The following is a 21,089-nucleotide window of genomic DNA, read 5'->3' on the forward strand; positions in this document are numbered from 1 at the left end:
GTTTTCTTGATTTACAAGGCAATTTCATCAAGAAGTGCATCGAGTTTTTCCGAGGTAAGATTAAAAACTTTTGCTTCTTTACTATAGATAAGAAGAGCTTGGATGTCTTTTTCGGGGTGAATAGCTTGCAATAATTTTCGATAAAGAGCCATTTGTAACAAATAGCGTGGTGCAATAGCGGCTTCGTTTTCGGGTGGTGTTCCAGTTTTAAAATCGGCAAAGATAACACTATTTTGCGTGATGTATAGACGGTCGATTTGTCCAGAAACTGCCTGCTCTTTTCCACGAATTTTGATAATGCCCATTAAGGAAACTTCAGCACGTGAAAGGTCAGAAAAGAGGGGTTTGAGAGAAGAGTTGTCTAAAATTTGCCAAACATGACGGAGTGCATCTTCTCGTTGGGTTTCATGCCAGTGAGAAGCCTTGGTGTTAAGATAGTGTTGGGCATAATCTCGACGTTTTTGGGGGGCGCAATCAGGCAAATATTGCAGCAATCGGTGCACAAGATTACCATATTCAATGGAAAAAGCTTGGTTAGTATTTGTTTTTCCTAAAACAGGTGAAATGTTAAGCTGTTTTGGATTGGGAAAAAGCTCAATATCAGATTCAATGGAAAGACTAGCAATAGAGGGCTTTAACGGTTTTGGTAAGGTTGGTTCTGTTGGTACTTTATGGTCAAAAAAATTGGGTAAAGGTGGAAGTGTTTGGCTTTCTGCACAAGACACTTCTTGGTTGATTGGTGAAGAAGGAGCAGATGTTATACTGTAGCGCCAAGCAGCAATATCTTCTGCAGGACCTTCTATAGGTACTGCGTGTGGTTTGAGAGCTTTCTTTATCAATTGTAGCCATGTTTGAGTCGGAGTTTTCTTACTGCTGTATCCACAAACAAATAGCCGATCTTCAGCACGGGTCATTCCTACATAGAGAAGACGTCTATACTCTTCTTCAGCACGCTCTTTTAAATGCAGAAGTGCTTTTTCAGAAATTTTTGTTTTAAATTCTGCATTGGGATGCCAGATAAAACCTTGTTGGTCGTTCAATTGTGTATTGCGCATGGGAACTTTAAGCAAATGAGGCGCATGCTGCGAATGCCAGATTGCACTACCAGAATCAACCAGAAAAACAACAGCAGCTTCCAGTCCTTTAGCGGCATGAACAGTCATAATACGAACTTCTTCGTGGTTTTGATCAAACTCACGTTTAATTTCTGGTTCGCTTTCGCTTAGTATTTCCAAAAAAGCTTGCAATCCTGGTAAGCCAGTTTTTTGAATAGCAAGCGTGTAATCCATGAAAGCATCAAGCACGTCATTTGCTTCAGAGCCTAAGCGAGCCAGAATTTTTTGTCGCCCTTTATCATTGTTAAGAATATGGCTATAAAATTCAAAAACAGGTATTTTATCTACTAAAGTGCGGTAATGGCTTAAACTTTCAAAGGCATTTTTAAAAGACTTTTGCGATGGTGCGTGCAGGGAAAGGCTTTGCCAAAGTGAGTCTGTACGTTGTGCAGCAAGCTGGTAAAGCTCATCTTCGGTAAGCCCAAAAAGTGGACTTTTTAAAACACAGGCAAGAGAAAGGTCATCTTGTGGTTGCAAAACAAAACGCGCAAGCGCCATTAAATCACGTACACTAATATGTTTGGTAAGCTGTAAACGGTCAGCACCAGCTACGGGGATGTTACGCAGTTTAAGTGCACGGGAAAGTGCAGAAACAAATTGACCACGATTACGAACCAAGATCATAATGTCACTGGCACGCAGTAAGCGCCCTTTTGCTGGAAGCATTTCCCCTTTATGTAACCAGTTTGCAATAGTTTCAGCAATTTTTTCTGCCAAACGCACTTCAGGTGTGTCTAAATGATCAACAGTTGCATGCCAATCCTCAGGCAGTTCATTTGTTTCTTTGGAAATGGCATCCCATAAAATAACATCACCAGGGCTATGAACACGAATAGCCTCATGCACTGTTTTTATATTGTCTGCTGAAAGACCTTTGTAATTTTCTGGCGTCTCAAAAACAAGATCAACGCTTTTAAGCACATCGGCTGTAGAGCGAAAAGAATAATTCAGTTGTATTTTTTCAAATTTTTGTTCTGCTTGTTGCGCTTTTTTTTGAATTATTCGTCCATTAGCGGCAAAATTTTCTGGTACGGCACCTTGAAAAGAATAAATGGATTGCTTTTCATCTCCAACAGCAAAAAGAGTGCGTATATTTGTGCGTTGACTGTAACCTGTGAAAAATTCTTCGGTTAAAAGTTGAATAATTTGCCATTGCTCAGGATTGGTATCTTGTGCCTCATCAAGCAGAATATGATCAAGACCACGGTCAAGTTTATACTGCACCCACTGGCTTGCACCTTTACGCTGCAGTAAATGAAGTGTGCGTTCAATGAGGTCATCAAAATCTAATAATCCGTTAGTCTTTTTTAAATTTGCATAAATTTTAAGATAAATGGCACAAAGCTGAAAAGCGGCAATATTAAATGTAACGATTTTGATACATTGATATTTGTCTAAAAGAACAGAAAGTTGGCTTTGTTTGTCTTCAATTTCTTTTTGAATAAAAGGCCAAATTTCATCTGATTTTTTAGAGGATAAGCGTGAAATGCTACGGGGGTTACTATCGGTTTTAAAATAAATATTTGAAATAATATTGATAATATTTGTTTCATCAGAAGCAAAAGCTAATTGAGAAAATTTATCAAGCATATCTTGGGCGCTTTTATTGCCATAAATTTGAAGATATTGGAGGGCATGAGGGGACAGTAAAGCAGTCTGTTGAATTTTTTTCAGTAGCAGTTGATTTGTTTCATCAGGTGCTAAATCAAAGAGTGCACGCAGTTGTTTTTCTCCATTTTCAGAGAGAATGAAAGTTAAAAAACGAGACAGTTTATGTTGCTTTTGGGCTGCTTCATCCAGCAATTCATCAAAAGTGTTTTCACTGATAATTTGAAGTAACTGTTTTAAAGCTGGTTGTGCATCTTTATGCGCTAAAAGTTGACGGCGCGCTTCTTGTAACAATTTTTTTCGATTAATATCATCAAGGAGTTCAAAATGTCCAGCGATATTGGCTTCTAACATAAATTGATGCAATAAAGATTCGCAAAATGCGTGAATCGTTTGGATTTTTAATCCCCCAGGTGTTTCGAGGGCACGAGCAAAGAGTTGACGTGCAGAAATTAATTTTTGCGCACTGACAGGTTTATTTTCAAGACGCGAGAGGACTATTTTGAGTTGCGCGTCATCAAGTTCATTCCAGCCAGAAAGTGTATTAAAAATTCGCGATTGCATAACCGCAGCGGCTGCGTTTGTATAAGTAAGACATAAAATGCGTGCTGGAGGGGTGCCGTTTAAAAGCAAACGGATGACGCGTTCGCTTAAAACATGTGTTTTTCCAGATCCTGCATTTGCAGAAACCCATACGTTTGTTTTTGGATGCGTTGCTTTTTTTTGTGCATTGAGGGCTGCTTTAGGAATAGAAAAAAGAGTCATGATTGATCTGCCTCGTGAGAATCACTTGACCATTCCCATAATCGCGCCAGATGGTCATAATCGCTTTCATATGTTGTTTTAAAGGGCACTGCATGTGAAAGATAGCCTTGTTGTGGATTTTGGTAATAGTCCATTAATGCAATAAGATGTTTCCATGCTTTTTTGCCAAGATTGATTGCGTCTTTTGAATCTTGTTCCGTGTTTTGCTTATTTTCTTCTTTTTTGTTTGAAAGAATTGACTGAGGCTTGATTTCACCTTTTTTATTGAGGGGGATATAAAGTAAATTTGATGGGGTAAAATCTTGAAAATCTTTAAAGGCTCCTTGCATTAACAAAGCTGTTTCTAATGCTAATTGTGGAAATAATAAATTGCGAACTTGTTTTGATGAGGGGGGAGTTCCAGTTTTAAAATCAAGAATTTCAACCATTTTGTTTGGCAAGGCATCAATACGATCAGCACGTCCTGAAAGCGTTACGCCTGTTGTCCCTATGGGGACTTTTTGGGATGCCACTTCGGCATATCGCTCCCGAGACCCAAGACTTCTTTCCCATTGAATGAAAAATGGAGCAAAATTTTCAAAAATAGTCCACCAGATTGTTTCAATATCGGGCGTTAAATTTAATTTATCGAATTCTTGGCGCCCAATTTTCAGGAGTGCATCTAATGCGTTTACAGCATTGGGATTTTTTATTTGTGTGCAAAAAGTGGCAAGAATAGCATGATAAAGTGTTCCGCGTTCTGCGGCGCAAGGGTCATGGATGAGTGCTTTAAGCGGTTTTAGGCGTAAAATTTTTTTTGCATAAATTGCATAAGGGTCATAGCGCAACGTTGTTATTTCGGTGACTGAAAAATGGCGTGGACGCATATTAAGAGGTGGTACAGGGCAAGGGCGTGTTGCACAGGCAATGATGTTTGTATTGTCAAGTGCTTTTGCCCAATGAAGCAATATTTCACCTCGCGCACAGATTTGTTCCCAAACCTGTTTTCCTATAACTGTTTCTAGACGTTGTAGCCAACGCGAAGGAATAGAGGGAGCATGATTAACCCGTTTAGCTCGGCTCATCACCACTTTGTCCATTCCCATAGCCCATTGAAAATCATGTGCAGAAAGACCAATGCGTTGTTCTGGCGGTTCAAGAGTTAACATCATTTTCATCGGTCGCGATAAAAAAGCATCATTGCGGGTTGTGATTGGCCATGATCCTTCATTAAGTCCGCCAATGACCATGGTATCAACTGTTTGCAGACGTGATTCCAAAGCGCCCCAGATGAATAAGCGTGGGTGTCCTCCAGGGGGAGGCGTTACGGAACGGGGCGCGATAAGAGCAGAGAACATAGCAGGCCATTCGCAAAGGCGAAATTTTAATCCTGATTTATCACATACAAGTTCACGCAAAAAGGTTGATAGGGCTTGTCCTGCTTCGTTTTGATAAAGATTTACAAGGGAATTGTTCTCATCATACCCAAAATTTTCAAAAACCTCAACAGTTGCTATTGCAGCTTCATTTATGGTGCATTCCTTTTGCTGTTTCATGAGAGATGTTAAAGGTTCAACAGCTTTGACTAAAAGATGACAAAGCAGACGCGCTTCTTCACTTTTTTGTTGGTCAAAAGAATCATTGTGAGAAATATCATGAGAATGTGTTTTCATCCATTTTTCAAAAAATTGATCACATTCACAAAGATTAATACGACCAGTACTGCCTCGAAGAATAAACAGTTCAAAGTTTTCTGCCATTTCACGTAAGTGATGACGATTTTGTCCAAGTGTTGTGAGCGGATGCTTAAGAAGAGAAAGAAAAGCAATTGGATCGTCAGGTTGAAACAGATTCTCTAAAAGAAGCCGTAACAAAGTGGAAGGCAGTGTTTGTGCAAGCGGTATTCCACCTGAATCATTTGCTTCGATTCCAAATCTTTGTAGTTCAGCTGCGACACGGCGCGCTAAATTACGGTCATTTGTAATAAGAGCTGCGGTTTTTGTAGGGTCTTCAATGGCATTGCGTAAAGCAACAGAAATGGCAAGAGCTTCTTCACGTTCATTAATGGCTTCAATGAGTGACCAATCTGCACAAAGGCTTTCATAATCGTCTCGTAAAATTTGTGCCCAGCGGTCTGTTGTAGAGGCTGGTCGGAACGCTTCTGATAAAAGAGCTGTACGTTTTTCCTTAATCACGCTTTGTTTGCCAATTTCGCGAACATGAATGCGTTGACATTTCATGAGAGATAAAAGTTTTTTAAAATGATATTGAGGGTGGCTAAAGGTGTTAGCTGCATGATCGAAAAAATCAAAAGTTGTTTTTTCTTTATGGATTGTGCCTAATACATCCCATTGTTCTTCGTCCATATGAAGATCAAGACCTGGAAGAACAACAGCTCCTTTGGGCAGACAGGAGATGACCTTTAAAAGATGTGCGACTGCGGGGATGGAACCTGTTGCACCAGCTGCAATAATAGGTTTATTGGGTTGTGTGCGGTGTAGAGTTTCCGCGTGCATTTTGAGTATTTGATTGCGCCATACAGCTGGATCGCTTTGTTGTCTTTCTTGTAAAATTTGCGGCCAGCTTTGTGTGACAATAGTAAGAAAATTAAGTGTTATTTGCCACCATTCAGCTACCATATCGGGTACAATTTCTTTAAGCTTTGACCAATCTGCTGATTCTGTTTCAACTTCATCCATCAAATGCGCTAAGTCTTGCGCAAGCCAAATTGCATCAGCAGTATGAGCAGGAATGAGTACATCTTCTGTACCAAACATGGCGCGCAGATGGGTGGGCAAATTTTCACGCCAAGGACGAATGAGGCGCGCTAAAAGTAAGAGACGCTCACTTTCTTCCATGGGGGGATTTAGAGTACTGGTATGGTTTTCAGCGAAGAGGAAGCTATCTTCGTCTACATCTCTTAAGGGGCGAATGGTTGGCAAGAAGGTTGATCGTGTGTCGCTTCTTTCAACAAAGGCTGCACGTAAAGCGCGAGCAGCACGGCGTGTCGGAACGTAGATGATGGTGTCAGCAAGAGCAGTTTGAATATCTCCGTTTGGTGCAAAATTATCAATAAGGGTATGAGAGAGCAGTGCATCGACAAAATTTGGTAAAAAAGCATTTCCTGAAGAAATAGAAAAGACACGCGGTTTATGAGTCATGTGATCACGTTTAGAATGTATGGAAATTATTCCATATTATTGATTATTTGCATTTTTTCTACTGTATACAATTTTCATAGAGGGAAAACTAAAAAGCTGTATTTGTGTAGAAATTTTGATTGGGGTTAAACTGTAATCTAGCAGATAATATCTGTTAATGACTATCAAAGATTTGGAAAAAAATAAAATATATTTATTTTCATATTCCACAGTGAAAGTGGATCGCTTTGGTTAAAGTAGTTTAAAAAAATTATAGCAAGACATCCTACGGTTCTTTTGAAAGGATACCTAATTCTTGATAAAAGTTTTGTAAAGGCGCAAGAATTGGATGTGAAAGGTTACGGGCAAGATACTCTCGTAGATGGGGTAGATGTTTAAGATAAGAAGATTTTCCATCTCGCTGGTGGAGACGTACAAAAATTCCTAAAATTGTCGAAATCCGTTGGGTACCTGCAAAAGCGAAAAGCTTACGTAATTCATCCTCATCAAAAGGTCGTGATGCTTGATGACGTGCGTTGCAATAAGCATCGAGAATTTTTGCTTCAAGTGTTGATGAAATAAACAGGCGTGCATCTTGTGCTAAGGAGACGAGGTCATAAGCTGTTGGACCTTTTAATCCATCTTGAAAATCAATCAGGCCAATGCGGGCAGTTCCTTCCTTATGCGCACGCCAAAGAATATTGGGCGAATGATAATCACGCATAACAAAGGTTTTTTCTCCTTGGGCGAGATTATCAAGATAGGGTTGCCAACAAGCAAAAAAAGCTTCACGTTGTTGTTGATCTAAGTTTTTTTTCGTTTGAAAAGGGAGATACCAGTCCAGCAATAAAGAGAGTTCTGATTGCATAGTCTGACGATTATAGGATGGAATTTGCAGCAAAAATGCTGAAAATTGTTTTTCTGAAGGCCACGCTTTTTGGTGGAAATCTGCCAGCAATTGGCTACAGGCGATATAACGTTCTTCTATGGGATTGCCAGTTTGATCTACAAGTCCTTCACGCCCTAGATATTCTAGAATCAAAAGACCTTTTTCAAAATCTTTGACAAAAATATGCGGGGCAGAAAATCCATTGTCTAAAATGATCTGGTTAATTCCTACAAATTGACGAATATCTTTTGCAAGATGGGTTATTTCTGAAGTATCTGTATTTTGTGCCATTTGCATGGTTTGCGCATCCATAAGGACTTCTTGATGATGTCCATCATCTAAAAGTTCATAGGTGCGTGCTGAGGCATCACCTGCCAAAAAATGGCGATGAACGTGACCGCGTCCATGGGCTGTTAAAAATTTACGAATTGCAAAGGATCGCTGTAAACGTTCAACAGAATGTTCTGCTGAAGTAAGAGTTAAATGACGCCCGCTGTCCTCATATTGCAAAGTGAGTGCAAAAGTAACCGATCCCAAAATATCTGCACTTTTTTCTGGCCATTCAACGAGTAAAATGCTTTGCTCACGTGCTTCATGAAGTCCTAATTCATCGATTTCCTCTGCCATAGAAAGTCGATAAAGGTCAGCATGAATAATTTCAAATTGTGGAAGTTGATAGCTTTGGGCAAGAGTGAAAGTAGGGCTTGGAACATCCAATGTATTGTCGTTTGCAAGTGTACGGATGAGTGTACGTGCGATGGTTGATTTCCCTGTTCCAAGATCGCCTTGGAGTGTCACAAGATCGCCAAGTTTTAAAGCGAGAGCTAAATCTTGCGCAAAGAGCTTTGTTGCTTCTTCATTTTCAAGAAAAAAACTAAAATTCATTAAGGTTTCCATGAAAGAGATGAGAAAAAGTTTTGTAAGTATAAAGTTTGTAAGTATAAAAAGTGAGATTAAAAAATTTTATCTTTTTTAGAAACTGGAAAAAAACATTTAACCGTTGTTCCTTGTCCTGCTCCAGTAAAAATTTCAACATGTCCACCATGGAGTTCAACAAAGCTTTTGACAAGGGAAAGACCAAGACCCGCTCCTGCACGTCCACCATGATGTGGATGAGAAGAAAAACGTTTGAAAATTCGGTCAAGAATGTCTTTTGGAATATCAGATCCTTTATTGTGGACACTGAAGATGATGTTCTCATCTTGTTCATCAGCACAAAATTCAATTGTGCTTGCTTCTGTTGCGAAATTAATAGCATTACTGAGAACATTAACAAAGATTTGATGCAAACGTGTTGCATCAGCAAAAATAAAATTTAAGGAAGGAGAAATTTGTTGTAAAAGCGTAATATGACGCCCGTTAAGGCGCTCTTCCACACGTGCTATTGCTTGCACCATAGCATCAGCAATGTTAACTGGTTTTATGTCCAACTCCATGATGCCTGCGTCAAGGGTGGCAAGGTCAAGAATATCATTAACGATATTCAAAAGCACACCTGACTCTGAATGAATATGTCTAAGATATTCATGTTGGCGTTCATTGATGGAGCCAAAGATTTGATCACGTAAAATATCAGAAAATCCAATAATATTAGTGAGAGGCGTACGCAATTCATAGGAAACATGTTGAACAAATTCATTGCGCAAACGGTCAGCACTTTCTAAGGCTTCATTTTTTTCTTGAAGAGCACGCGCGACATAGACAGTATCAGTGACATTAACGAAAGTGAGCATCGTCTCTCCATTGGGGAGTGGCAGCAATGTGTAATCAATGATTATTCCATTTTTGAGATCCATACGACCTGAGTATGTGTCACGTTTTTCAGCAAAACCAGTAATGAATTTGGTGAACTGATCCCATTCTTTCCCCACGGTTAGGGGGGCACAATGACTTTTTAGTTGTGCAATATGAGTCCCTTCTACCAATAAATTATAGGGGAGAGACCACAATTTCGATAAAGCTGGATTCGATAAACGAAGACGTCCATCGGTACCAAAAACCACCACTCCTTCTGAAAGCTTATCAAGTGTTTCGCCTTGTATTTTAATTAATGTATTATAACGTCGTTCAAGATCAACTTTTTCTGTGAGATTTTCGTAAAGCCAAGTGACACCTCCTTGTGGATGAGGGTTAGAAATAACACGCACCGTGCGTCCATCTGGAAGATTCCAAATTTGTTGATTCGATTCTGTTTGCTGGTAAGCTTTAAAAAGTTCTTCTTTCCATGCGCGCCAGTCAGGATGTTCACCAATAAGTCCTTTTTCACGCAAACGTTCAAGAAGCAATGTATGGCTTGGCTCACTTTCTAGAAAAGAACTTTCTAATGTCCATAAGATTTTAAAAGCGTGGTTGCAGAATTTTAATTTTTGGTTTGTATCAAAAACTGCTACAGCTGTCGAAATTTGATCAAGTGTTTCACAATGGCTTTGAAGAACACGTCTCATTTCATTGGCAAGATTTTCATATGCACTATCATCACGGGCAAAGGCTGCCATTCCTTCTGCTGTTGTAATACGTGTGAGATAAAAATGGTGTCGTTCTCCATCAATTACCGTATGAACATGTTCTTGAAAAATTGTTTCTGCCTCATCTATTTTGTGTTGTGTTGCTTCATTGAAAAGATCATTGACTTCATTGCATCCTTCTCGAAAGCCTGCCATTTCTCTAAAGGCACGATTGATAAAATAAATTTTCCCTTCACAATTTCGTATCCATACTGGTTCTTGAATCCGATCAAGAAGATTGCGCTGCATTCTTAATTCTGTAAGAATTCGCTCGATATCTTTCTGTAAACGAGCATTTTCGCTCTGCTGTGTTGAAATGTTTTGAAAACGTACAATGGCAACTGTTCCTGCAATTATACCTGTGGCTTGTAACAGCGTATTATTTGCGGTGGTGATAGAAAGTTCAAAAGGATGACAGTGAAAACGCAATTGAGTCAACGCATAGTCAAGTTCTCGTAGAGATGTTTCTTCAAGCCAGAGTTCAAAACGTTGAAAATTTTGCTGACTAATGCCTGTTTTTTGCAATGCGGGAATGTTGCCAACTACACGTGGTAAGGATGTTGGATTTTCCCAAATAAGAAGACACTGCTCTGTTTCTTCCAGAAGTCGTTCATAATACTTAAGTTTTTCAGAAAAATCTGCTTGAGTTGCTTTCAAAAGCTTCCATGAAGTTTTTTTTGCGCTTATAATAACGATTATGCACGTAAGAAGTGAAGCACAAGAGATTCCTCCGCAGAGGGCTAGAATGAGCCATGGACCATCTGGGAATGTGAAAGAAGGCAGTAGGTGCATTGTCGATGATTGAGCAATAGCATCCGTTGGAGAGAAAAGAAGAAGAAGACAAAAGATATCGATACAGATTTGGATCATTTTTTGAGCTTTTTCTTTGGGGGCATAGTCACCAAAGCTGAGCACGACGCGTTTTCCTTTTTTCTTTTCGCCCCAGAAAATGTTTTAGTAACGGTAATGATTTGGTTTATAGGGTCCTTGTGGTGTGACTCCAATATAGGCAGCCTGTTCTTCCGATAAAACACTTAATTTTACTCCTAAACGATCGAGATGAAGACGCGCAACTTTTTCATCAAGATGTTTGGGTAAAACAGTCACTTCATTTTTGTAGTTATCTGCGTGAGTAAAAAGTTCAATTTGCGCTAAAACTTGATTGGTAAATGAGGCGGACATAACAAAAGAGGGGTGACCTGTAGCATTACCGAGATTTAGTAAACGTCCCTCGGATAACAAAATTACACGTTTCCCATCAGGAAAGGTAATCATATCTACTTGCGGTTTAATATTTGTCCATGGCAGATTTCTAAGAGCTGACACTTGGATTTCATTATCAAAGTGACCAATATTTCCAAGAATACACATATCTTTCACTTGTTGCATATGGTCTAAGCGGACAACATCTTTATTGCCAGTTGTTGTTATGATAATATCAGCGCTAGAGGCTGCATCATCCAAAGTAACAACTTCGTAGCCATCCATAGCTGCTTGAAGGGCACAGATTGGGTCGATTTCTGTTACTTTAACGCGAGCTCCAGCACCTGAAAGGGATGCTGCTGAACCTTTACCCACATCACCATAACCACAGACAATAGCTGTTTTTCCAGCTATCATCACATCTGTTCCGCGTCGGATACCGTCTATTAATGATTCTCTACAACCATATTTATTATCAAATTTTGATTTCGTAACGCTATCATTGACGTTAATGGCAGGAAAAGGCAAAAATCCTTCCTTTTGTAATTGATAAAGACGATTTACTCCTGTCGTAGTTTCTTCGCTTATGCCTTTAATTGCTGCGCACTGGCGCGTAAAAAATCCTGGTGTAGTGTCCATACGCTTTTGAATTTGTTTGAAAAAAAAGCTTTCTTCTTCTGTTTTGGGATGAGATAGAATGTCTTTATTCGCTTCTGCGCGACATCCTGTTAAAATATAGTTTGTAGCATCAGCTCCATCATCCAAAATAAGGTTGGAGGGATTGCCATCAGGCCATTGGAAAATTGCGTCTATATAGGTCCAATATTCTTCAAGTGTTTCACCCTTGAATGCGAAAACAGCGGTACCTGTGGCTGCAATAGCTGCTGCTGCGTGATCTTGTGTAGAAAAAATATTGCTAGAACTCCATCGCACGTCAGCACCAATTGCTTTCAAAGTTTCAATTAAAACAGCTGTTTGAATGGTCATATGCAACGAGCCAGAAATGCGTGCTCCGCGTAGAGGTTGATGGGGGGAAAATTCTTTACGGCAAGCCATCAAACCAGGCATTTCCGTTTCAGCGATATCAAGTTCTTTACGACCATAGGCAGCAAGTGCGATATCTTTTACAACATAATCTTGAGCTGCCATTTTTTATTCCTTTAAAATCAATTTTTTTTAAGACGGTAGGAGAAATTGAAAAAAAATGCAAGCGGATAGAAAGACTTCTTTATGTGAAATTTATGTAAAAAATTCTTTTTAAGTTTCTACGAAATTTATGTGATTTACATATTAAGTAATAATGTTATAGGCAGCACAGAAAGGGATCCATGAAAATTTTATTGAGTGAATAAGTTTATCGATGTTCGTTTTTCAATAAAAGGGGAAACGCTTGGTAAAAAGCGTATTAAATTTGCTAAGACGTTGCAGAAGTACTGTTTTGTTCAAAAATAATCATTGAGCGCGTAACCACTGCTGAAGGATGCTTGAATTATTTAATTTTGAAGGAGGACAGTATGCAGGGAAAATTGTTATGAGATCACGCTTTATGGAAAAAGAATGAGACATATAATTTTCGTCACTATAATTATTCTCTCTTTGGTAAAGCGTGAACTAATTCAATCACAAAAAATACGCGCTAAGTTGGAGGAGAATAAGGAATACGCGCTATGCTGGTAAATTTTTGGAGAATTGACCCTGTGGACGGAACCGCCAAAGATAATTCGGTAAGATAGCAGCCATTGCTTTGGGGATAATTCCTACTCCTTCTAAAGTGTATCCATGTTTTATAGCTTCTTGAGAGACAATATTATCCACTTGCAGGAAACGTATCTGGTTGTTTGTTACCAGTGTTGGTATGAGAGGCAGTTTCCCAATAGTCCCCAAGAAACCTCCAAGAAAGAGCCCAACAGAAAGAGGCACAGAAAGAGTTGTTTTTTTGCGATGAATGATTTTTAATATATTTTTAAGAGCATTTGACAATGTGATAATCTGGGGACCACCAAGATCATAGCTTTTTCCAAAGATGACATGCTCTTCTAAAGCGCGCACAACAAATTCGGCAATATCACCAACATAGACGGGCTGCAATTTACTTTGTCCACCTCCAAAAAGAGGCATAATTGGTAAAAAACATGAAAAATTTGCTAAGGTGTTAAAGAAACAATCCTCTGGTCCAAAGATAACTGATGGACGCATAATGATTGCTTGAGGATGCGTATTATGAACGATTTGCTCACACAAAGATTTGACGTGCGCATAAAGAAATGAAGCGTTTTGATTGGCTACAAGTGTTGACATATAGATGAGTGGAATATTAGCTTGAGCTGTTAATTCGGAAACATTTTGTGTACCATCAACTTGTGTATTTTTAAAGTTTGATTGATTTGCTTGTGTTAAGCTACCAGGAAGAAATACTGCCCCATCTGCTCCAAGCAACGCACGTGCAACAGAGGCACGATGCTTGATATCAGTTTGGAGCATTTGGGTTTGTCCCACTTCCCCTATTTGTAGCATATAATAAGCTTTTTGCGGATAACGAACAGCGATACGAACGCGGTAACCTCGTTTAGTTAAAGTTTCAACAACATGGCGTCCTACAAAACCAGAACCGCCAAAAACGGTAATAAGCTTAGGATGTTGATAAAGTTTACAATCAAGTTGCATAATAAAAAGATCTATCTTCTAAAGCTCTATAAATAACCAATTTTTAGCATGGTGGTGTTTTATTGTCACGTAAAATATCGCCTGCAAGGTAAAGAGAACCACCAATAAGAACAGTCGCTTTTTGGTGCTCTGAATTAATTTTACGTAAAGCATCTTGTAGGCTAGCTTGTGGACTAGCAAAGAGTCCTGCTTTTTGGGCGGATTTCGCTAAAGTTGTTGGGCAAATACTTGCGTCGTTGCCGATCAACGAGATCGTGTACACTTTATCTACAATATTGGCTAGAGGGCGAAAATAACCAACAGCATCCTTCGTATTGAGCATGCCAACGACCATAACAATAGGGCGATTTAATTTTTTTTTCCATTGAGTAATCTCTGCTGCAACAACTTTTCCAGCAGCAGAGTTATGACCACCATCTAACCATAAATCAATATCAGGGGATAGTTGATCAACCAAATGCCCATGGGTAAGATGTTGCATTCGTGCTGGCCAATAAATATTTTGCAGAGCATGACTTATCGCTTGTTCTGAAAGTCGAAAACCTGCTTGATAAACTGCTTCAAGAGAAGCTCCAGCATTGGCAATTTGGTGCGCTCCAATAAGGTTAGGAAGCGGAAGATCCATTAAACCTTGACCATTTTGAAATACCATACGTCCATGTTCTGTATAGCTTTGATAATCTTGACCAAATAAAGAGTAAGGTGCTTTATTTGTATCAGCAAGGGCAGTTAAAGTGGAAACAGTTTCATTATGGTCTTGCTTACCAATAACCACTGGAACTTCTGATTTTATAATGCCTCCTTTTTGGAAAGCAATTTGTGCAATTGTGTTTCCAAGAAAGATCTCATGATCGTAATCAATGGGCATGATAAGGGATACTGCTGGTTTTGGAATGACATTTGTAGAATCAAAACGTCCTCCTAATCCAACTTCTAAAATCACAACATCGGCTGGATGTGCGCTAAACAGCATAAAGGCAGCTGCTGTGAAAATTTCAAAGACAGTAATCAGTTCTTGACGATTCGCTTTGATAACTTGATGAAGTGTTTCGGCTAATTGGTTTTCTGTGACAAGCTGACCACCTCCTATTTGACTTAATCGACAGCGTTCATTCCAGTTGACCAGATGAGGTGAGCTATATACATGAACGCGGTAGCCTGCACTTTCCAAAAGAGCGCGACAAATAGCTGAAGCAGATCCTTTGCCATTTGTTCCAGCAATATGAATAACAGGTGCAAGCTTTAAATGCGGGTTACCAAGATTCTCTAAAAGACGAAGAATACGCTCTAAAGAAAGATCAAATTTTTTAGGATAATTTTTCAGTATATCATCTACTATCCTTTGCACTTGGCTTTGTTCCATTTAAGCAGCTTCTGTTTTAGAAAATGACACCTGAGAACTTGTTGGGGATGGATTGGAAGGATTAATAGTAGCAGGACATTTCATCATTAAGCGTAAAAGCCGTGCAATGGTAGTTTTCATTTCTAAACGTGACACAACCATATCAAGCATACCATGTTTAAGAAGATATTCGCTACTTTGAAAACCCTCTGGTAAAGTTTCGCGTATGGTTTGCTGAATCACACGCGGTCCTGCAAAACCAATCATAGCACCAGGTTCGGCAATGTGAATATCACCAAGCATGGCGTAAGAAGCAGTAACACCACCTGTAGTTGGGTTTGTAAGAACGACAATATAGGGAAGTTTTGCTTCCTTCATCATTTCAATTGCTACGGTTGTACGGGGCATTTGCATCAATGATAGCGTTCCTTCTTGCATGCGTGCTCCACCAGAAGCGGAAAAAAGAACCAAGGGACATTTGTCGGCAATGGCAGTATCAAAAGCTTTGATGATAGCTTCTCCTGAAGCCATACCCAGTGACCCACCCATAAAGGAGAAGTCTTGAACGGTTGCAATAATCGGTAAGCCTTCAATAGTACCCCGTGCACTTAAGATATTATCATCAACACCAAGTTTGGCACGATAATCTTTTAATCGGTCAATGTAGCGTTTTTCATCGCGAAATTTCAAAGGATCTGTTACCACTTTTGGATTTTCAAGAGGTGTATAAACCCCATCATCAAAAAAATGAGTGAGACGATTTTTAGCGCTGATGCGCATGTGATGTCCTGAAGAGGGAATCACATATTGATTAGCTTCTAAATCTTTATGGAATACCATTTCACCGCTGGTGGGGTCTTTGATCCACAGATTGTCTGGAATTTCACGGCGTCTCAGTATAGAGTTGATTTTAGGACGAACATAACTTGTAATCCAGTTCATCTTTGTAACCTCTCTTTAAATGTTATACAATTTTTGTGCAATTTGAGGAAATATAAAATCAAATGCTTGCTTTTCTGGCTAAATAAACGGATCTATTTAATATTTTTATCATTGTATGTACAGCTTTCACCCCATTATCCTTTAATTTTTTATTTTTCCAATATCACAACGATAATTTTGAATAAGAGTATCCATGCAAATCTTTCAATGATTTTAATAGTTTACATCGTTTGCTTTTTTATTTTTAGATAAAATCTTACTCTCTGCGCCTGTTAGAAAAAAAGTTTCTCACTTATTTTTTATGGAAAATCAATATTGAATAATCCATTAATGTAAACGGTATGCGCCTGAAGCAACCCCCCTATTTTAAGCATAAATTAAAGCTACAATGGTTCAAAAAACAATGGATATAGACCGCATCATGTTAGCGAAATGGCAGTATTAGAGCAAGGATTTTTTGATTTTTATGGGTGATGAATGTGTTATTTTATTGTGATGCGTGTGATAGCTTTGGGGGAAAGCATTTTGTGTAAGTGTGTCATAAAGGCAGCTGCGAAAAGCGGCGTTGCTAAATTAAGAATAGGAATTGAAACAAAAAACGCTATCAATAATCCGGCGCCAAAAACCTTCGCGGAATGAGCGTTTAAAAAAGCATGAGCTTCTTGTTTGGATCGAAAACGATAGGCAACAAGCAAGAAGTATTCGCGGCCGAGCAAGCAGCCGTTAATAACATAAAAAGCAATTAAATTGATACCTGGCACGAAAAACAAAATAAAAGCGATTCCATTGCCGATAAGGCTTAAAGTCATAAATTTTAAAGAGAAAATGAGTGAGCGTCCAAATGGTATAGCGTATCCAAGAGGTTCGTGAGGGTAAGCTTCCTTTTCAATAATTTCAGCGGCAGAATCAATGAAAAAACCACCAATTATAGCTGTAATGGGAGCAATCAAAAAAGCCATGAATAAAGCAAAGCTAAAATGGAAAATGATAAGTATGATAAATCTTAACCATCCCGTCCAATCTGATAATTTGGGAAAAAAATAAGCAATCCAAAATTCAGAATAAGACATAAAAAGTTGGTGTAGGCATAGCCATATGATGACGAGAATAATAAAAGTAAGTCCCAGTACTTTTACCATTATAGTTCGATATTGTGGAGTGAAAAGATGCTGTAAAGCGTGATAGGCAGCAGTAAAAATCATAAATAGGAAAAAAGAAAGAAACCAAGATGTGGACTAGAAAATATATTATATATATTTGTTTTTTGAATCATAAAGTCAGGTCTCAATTATTTTGATTAAAAAGAGATAATGATATTATTTTTGCGAATAAAATGGATTTTTTGTTTTTATATATCATGAAATTTAGAATAATTTTTTCTGTGAAATTGATGAAATGGGTAAGATGAGTTGTCAGCAGGAGAACCCATTGAGATTAATGAGTTAAAGTTATGCTGGAGAGAAAGGAGTAGAAGCTTCAATCTTTAAATTAAGGCGAGGAAATTTTTAAGAAGCTTCTGCTTTAGCAAAAGTTTTAAATATTCTTGCGCAGAATGTATTGTATTTATTTTTATATGTAAAAAAGATTTAAGTAAAAGTTGTTTAGCAAAAAAAGTGTTATTGCAATTTGTTTAGTTAAGCAAGGTGTAGCTGTTGTTGATAGGGGGAGTGGCTATATTTGCAGTGCTTGTATAGCTATATACAATTAATTTTTTGAGGAGAGTATATTTTGGGTTTTCTTTGTATAATTGTTATCATTGGATTCGATTATTTAATGGATGCAGATATTTTTGCATAGTGGGTAGAATAAATTCATTGCTCATTTTATGGTGCGTTTTTAGCAAAATTAAATTATTTGAAGAAAATTTAAAGAATCTTTTGCTCATTTGAATGAGCAGAAGTATGAAGGCAGAAAAATGATACAATGACACCTGCTAATTTTTGAGCAACTTGTTGTTTACTCATGTGTGGCCATTGTTCGATATTTTCTTTGCTAACGAGACAAACTTGATTTGTATCAGCACCCATAACGCTTGTGCCATCAACATGAAAAGAAATATCATTAGCAAGGATAAAATTAGCGCCTTTTTCAACACGTTTTTTTTGCGCATTGGCAATGATGTCACAGGTTTCAGCGGCAAAACCAATCACGAGTGGAGGACGATTTGGAGCATGTCCAATCGTTGCTAGGATATCAGGGTTTTCCACTATGTGCAAAGATGGTGGTGTTTTGTTGGCACTTTTTTTAATTTTCTGCAAAGATTGTGTTTTGCTGCGCCAATCGCAAACAGCAGCAGCAAAAATAGCTCCATCGGCAGGCAATGCTTCTTGAACAGCTTGTAACATTTGATACGCTGTTTCAACATGAACGGTTTTTACGCCTTGTGGATCAGCAAGATTCACTGGTCCACAAATAAGCGTTACGTTGGCACCTAAATGCGCGAGAGCTGTTGCAATAGCGTGACCTTGTTTGCCTGAAGAGCGATTAGCAAGATAGCGTACAGGATCAATTGGTTCATGGGTGGGACCAGAAGTTACAATGAAATGACGACCAGAAAGTGTTTTTTCTTGTGCATTCAAAAGAGTTTCTACTGCAGCTACAATAGTTAAAGGTTCACTCATGCGTCCACAACCTGCTTCATCGCGCTCAGCCATTTTGCCGATTTCTGGTCCGACTATGTGCACACCATCTGTGCACAGTTGTGCGACATTGCGAACAGTTGCTGGATGTGCCCACATAGCTGGATTCATAGCTGGTGCAATCAAAAGTGGACAACGTGCTGCCAAAAGTACACAATTGGCTAGATCATCTCCTATACCATGAGCTATTTTTGCAATACGATTTGCTGTAGCTGGTGCTATAATAATCAAATCAGCATTATGTGCGAGCCGAATATGACCAATATCATGTTCTTCTTCGCGTGAAAATAAATCATTATACACAGTATTACCGCTCAGAGCTTCAGCTGCTAAAGGGGTAATGAATTTTTGTGCTGCTTTTGTCATAATAATGTTTAAGCGTGCTCCACGCTCTTGCAAACGGCGAATCAGATCAAGCGATTTATAGGATGCAATACTACCACCAATGATAAGAAGGATAGATTTTGATTGCAATGATTGCGCCTCAAGAGCACTTGCTTGAGATGAGCATATGGTTGGAGTTGCAGGATTGCTTAAAAGGCGACGAGCCTCTTCTTCCATAGAAACACCGTTTTTCGCGGCACGTATTCGCAAAGATTCTTTAATTTTAGGTGATAGGTTACGTATGGTAATATTTGCCATAAAATATATCCAAAAAACAAAGTGATTGCAATGATATCATCATAGATGTTTTTTAGTATATTGGATAGATTAGAAAGGATAAAAAAATAAAAAAGTCAATATAATGCAACAAAGTGCGATGATAAATAGACTATAACGGCTATAACGATTGGCACGACTTTGTTCAACAGCAAGCTGTTTGAGGGTGGTAGGAGAAAGATTAAATCCTCCTTCTATCATTTGGTTAAAATCTTCTTCTATACGTTGAAAATTTTGTATCAATTGTGGTGTTTTGCGCGCTAGCGAAAAGAGTGCTTGCGCCCCTTCACTAAAATCTTTTGCAAATCCTACAGGTCCTAGATTTTTACTAATCCATTCTTTCACAACTGGTTCAGAAGCTTTCCACATATTAAAATTTGGATCCAATGTGCGTGCAACACCTTCAACGACAACCATAGTTTTTTGTAATAATAAAAGTTCAGGACGCGTTTGCATATCAAATAACTCAGTGACTTCAAACAAGAGTGTGAGCAACTTAGCCATAGAAATACTTTGTGCTGATTGTCCGTGAATCGGTTCACCAATGGCGCGATTAGCTTGAGCAAAGCTCTCAATATTGTGGTGCGAAGGTACGTATCCTGCTTCAAAATGAGCGCGTGCTACCCGATGGTAATCACGAGTAATAAAGCCGTAAAGAATTTCAGCGAGGAAATACTTTTCTTTTTTTCCAAGTCGTCCTGTAATTCCTAAATCGACAGCAACAATACACCCATTTGGATCCACAAATAAATTACCAGGGTGCATATCTGCATGAAAAAAACCATCACGTAATGTATGACGAAGGAAAGATTGAACAAGCGTAATTGCGAGTATTTGCAAATCAAAGCCAGCTTTTTTAAGTTCAGAGATTTCGGATATTCTTATACCATCGATCCATTCCATTGTGAGAACATTGCGCCCTGTTCGTTCCCAATCAATTTTTGGTACTCGAAATCCTATATCATTTTGAATATTTTCAGCCATTTCTGATATGGCAGCCGCTTCTAACCGTAAATCCATTTCAAGACGTGTAGTTTGTGCCAAAGTGTCAACAACACAAACAGGACGAAGGCGTCGAGAGGCGGGGACATAACGCTCTTGAAGGTGAGCAATGAGGTAGAAGCTTTTAAGATCTTTAGCAAAACGATTTCTGATATTGGGACGAATGACTTTAACAGCACATTTTTTTTTATGGCCTGCTTCATCACAGTATTCAGCTGGATGAACTTGAGCAATAGAAGCGGCAGCAATAGGAGGATAGAAGTTTACGAATAAATCATCGATAGAACGACCAAGTGAATTTTCAATTTGGGCAATAGCAGCAGAGCAGGAAAATGTTTGAACACGATCTTGTAACTGTACCAAATCCTTCACGATATCACGTCCGACAATATCGGGTCTGGTGGCAAGAAATTGACCAAGTTTTATATAAGAAGGACCAAGCTTATTGATGGCATCTGAAATATTTTCAGATCGTCGCTTCTTTCTCGTTTTACGTCGCGCTAACATTCCTGCTATACGATGACAAAATGCTGGAAATCCTCGAAGATCGTCACTGGGAAGAGCACTCAAAACACCTTCACGTGCTAAAACCCATCCTGCACGCATCACTTGAAAGTAAGTAGAAATTTGCACCATT

The 21,089-nt window shown here is 38.8% G+C and carries 11 protein-coding genes; all 11 read right to left on the bottom strand.

Translation table 11 applies throughout. From position 1 onward, the window contains the following. Positions 1–11: 11 nt before the first annotated feature. The 11 genes from addA to ubiB all read right to left on the bottom strand — a co-directional run bounded on the left by addA (position 12) and on the right by ubiB (position 21,088). Complete coding sequence (gene addA, locus ACMFKV_RS00730; RefSeq protein WP_413154237.1) at positions 12–3,488, bottom strand: double-strand break repair helicase AddA; 3,477 nt, start codon at positions 3,486–3,488, stop codon at positions 12–14. Continuing rightward, the gene (addB, locus tag ACMFKV_RS00735; protein WP_413154239.1) at positions 3,485–6,628 is read right to left on the bottom strand and encodes a double-strand break repair protein AddB; all 3,144 of its coding nucleotides are present in this window, start codon (positions 6,626–6,628) and stop codon (positions 3,485–3,487) included. The genes addA and addB overlap by 4 nt, the downstream gene beginning before the upstream one ends. A gap of 265 nt (positions 6,629–6,893) precedes the next feature. Further along, complete coding sequence (gene tsaE, locus ACMFKV_RS00740) at positions 6,894–8,381, bottom strand: tRNA (adenosine(37)-N6)-threonylcarbamoyltransferase complex ATPase subunit type 1 TsaE (protein ID WP_413154241.1); 1,488 nt, start codon at positions 8,379–8,381, stop codon at positions 6,894–6,896. A gap of 68 nt (positions 8,382–8,449) precedes the next feature. Further along, on the bottom strand, positions 8,450–10,915 hold the full coding sequence (locus tag ACMFKV_RS00745) for a PAS domain-containing sensor histidine kinase (RefSeq protein WP_336287627.1): 2,466 nt from the start codon (positions 10,913–10,915) through the stop codon (positions 8,450–8,452). Between the two features lie 39 nt (positions 10,916–10,954). Further along, positions 10,955–12,352: an adenosylhomocysteinase gene (ahcY, locus tag ACMFKV_RS00750; RefSeq protein ID WP_336287628.1), complete on the bottom strand. Its 1,398-nt coding sequence runs from the start codon at positions 12,350–12,352 to the stop codon at positions 10,955–10,957. Between the two features lie 516 nt (positions 12,353–12,868). Next, a complete protein-coding gene (locus ACMFKV_RS00755) occupies positions 12,869–13,867 on the bottom strand; it encodes a complex I NDUFA9 subunit family protein (protein ID WP_413154242.1) in 999 nt (332 codons plus the stop codon). A 43-nt stretch (positions 13,868–13,910) separates the two neighbouring features. Further along, positions 13,911–15,230: a bifunctional folylpolyglutamate synthase/dihydrofolate synthase gene (locus ACMFKV_RS00760; protein WP_413154243.1), complete on the bottom strand. Its 1,320-nt coding sequence runs from the start codon at positions 15,228–15,230 to the stop codon at positions 13,911–13,913. Then, positions 15,231–16,151, bottom strand: a complete 921-nt coding sequence (gene accD / locus ACMFKV_RS00765; RefSeq protein ID WP_336287631.1) for an acetyl-CoA carboxylase, carboxyltransferase subunit beta — start codon at positions 16,149–16,151, stop codon at positions 15,231–15,233. A gap of 482 nt (positions 16,152–16,633) precedes the next feature. Then, positions 16,634–17,353 carry a sulfate transporter family protein gene (locus ACMFKV_RS00770; protein WP_413154244.1) on the bottom strand — a complete coding sequence of 240 codons (720 nt, stop codon included), beginning with the start codon at positions 17,351–17,353 and terminating at the stop codon, positions 16,634–16,636. Between the two features lie 663 nt (positions 17,354–18,016). Further along, complete coding sequence (coaBC, locus tag ACMFKV_RS00775) at positions 18,017–19,432, bottom strand: bifunctional phosphopantothenoylcysteine decarboxylase/phosphopantothenate--cysteine ligase CoaBC (protein ID WP_413154245.1); 1,416 nt, start codon at positions 19,430–19,432, stop codon at positions 18,017–18,019. A 69-nt stretch (positions 19,433–19,501) separates the two neighbouring features. After that, positions 19,502–21,088, bottom strand: a complete 1,587-nt coding sequence (ubiB, locus tag ACMFKV_RS00780) for a 2-polyprenylphenol 6-hydroxylase (protein WP_336287634.1) — start codon at positions 21,086–21,088, stop codon at positions 19,502–19,504. Position 21,089: the final 1 nt, after the last annotated feature.

Origin of the sequence: Bartonella propinqua (assembly GCF_047263965.1) — a bacterium.
Classification (GTDB): domain Bacteria; phylum Pseudomonadota; class Alphaproteobacteria; order Rhizobiales; family Rhizobiaceae; genus Bartonella.

Coding starts and splice junctions, on each gene's coding strand:
- ACMFKV_RS00760 (WP_413154243.1), bottom strand. CDS start 15,230: ATGGAACAAAGCCAAGTGCAAAGGATAGTAGATGATATACTGAAAAAT.
- addB (WP_413154239.1), bottom strand. CDS start 6,628: ATGACTCATAAACCGCGTGTCTTTTCTATTTCTTCAGGAAATGCTTTT.
- coaBC (WP_413154245.1), bottom strand. CDS start 19,432: ATGGCAAATATTACCATACGTAACCTATCACCTAAAATTAAAGAATCT.
- ahcY (WP_336287628.1), bottom strand. CDS start 12,352: ATGGCAGCTCAAGATTATGTTGTAAAAGATATCGCACTTGCTGCCTAT.
- ubiB (WP_336287634.1), bottom strand. CDS start 21,088: ATGGTGCAAATTTCTACTTACTTTCAAGTGATGCGTGCAGGATGGGTT.
- addA (WP_413154237.1), bottom strand. CDS start 3,488: ATGACTCTTTTTTCTATTCCTAAAGCAGCCCTCAATGCACAAAAAAAA.
- ACMFKV_RS00755 (WP_413154242.1), bottom strand. CDS start 13,867: ATGCAACTTGATTGTAAACTTTATCAACATCCTAAGCTTATTACCGTT.
- tsaE (WP_413154241.1), bottom strand. CDS start 8,381: ATGAATTTTAGTTTTTTTCTTGAAAATGAAGAAGCAACAAAGCTCTTT.
- accD (WP_336287631.1), bottom strand. CDS start 16,151: ATGAACTGGATTACAAGTTATGTTCGTCCTAAAATCAACTCTATACTG.
- ACMFKV_RS00770 (WP_413154244.1), bottom strand. CDS start 17,353: ATGATTTTTACTGCTGCCTATCACGCTTTACAGCATCTTTTCACTCCA.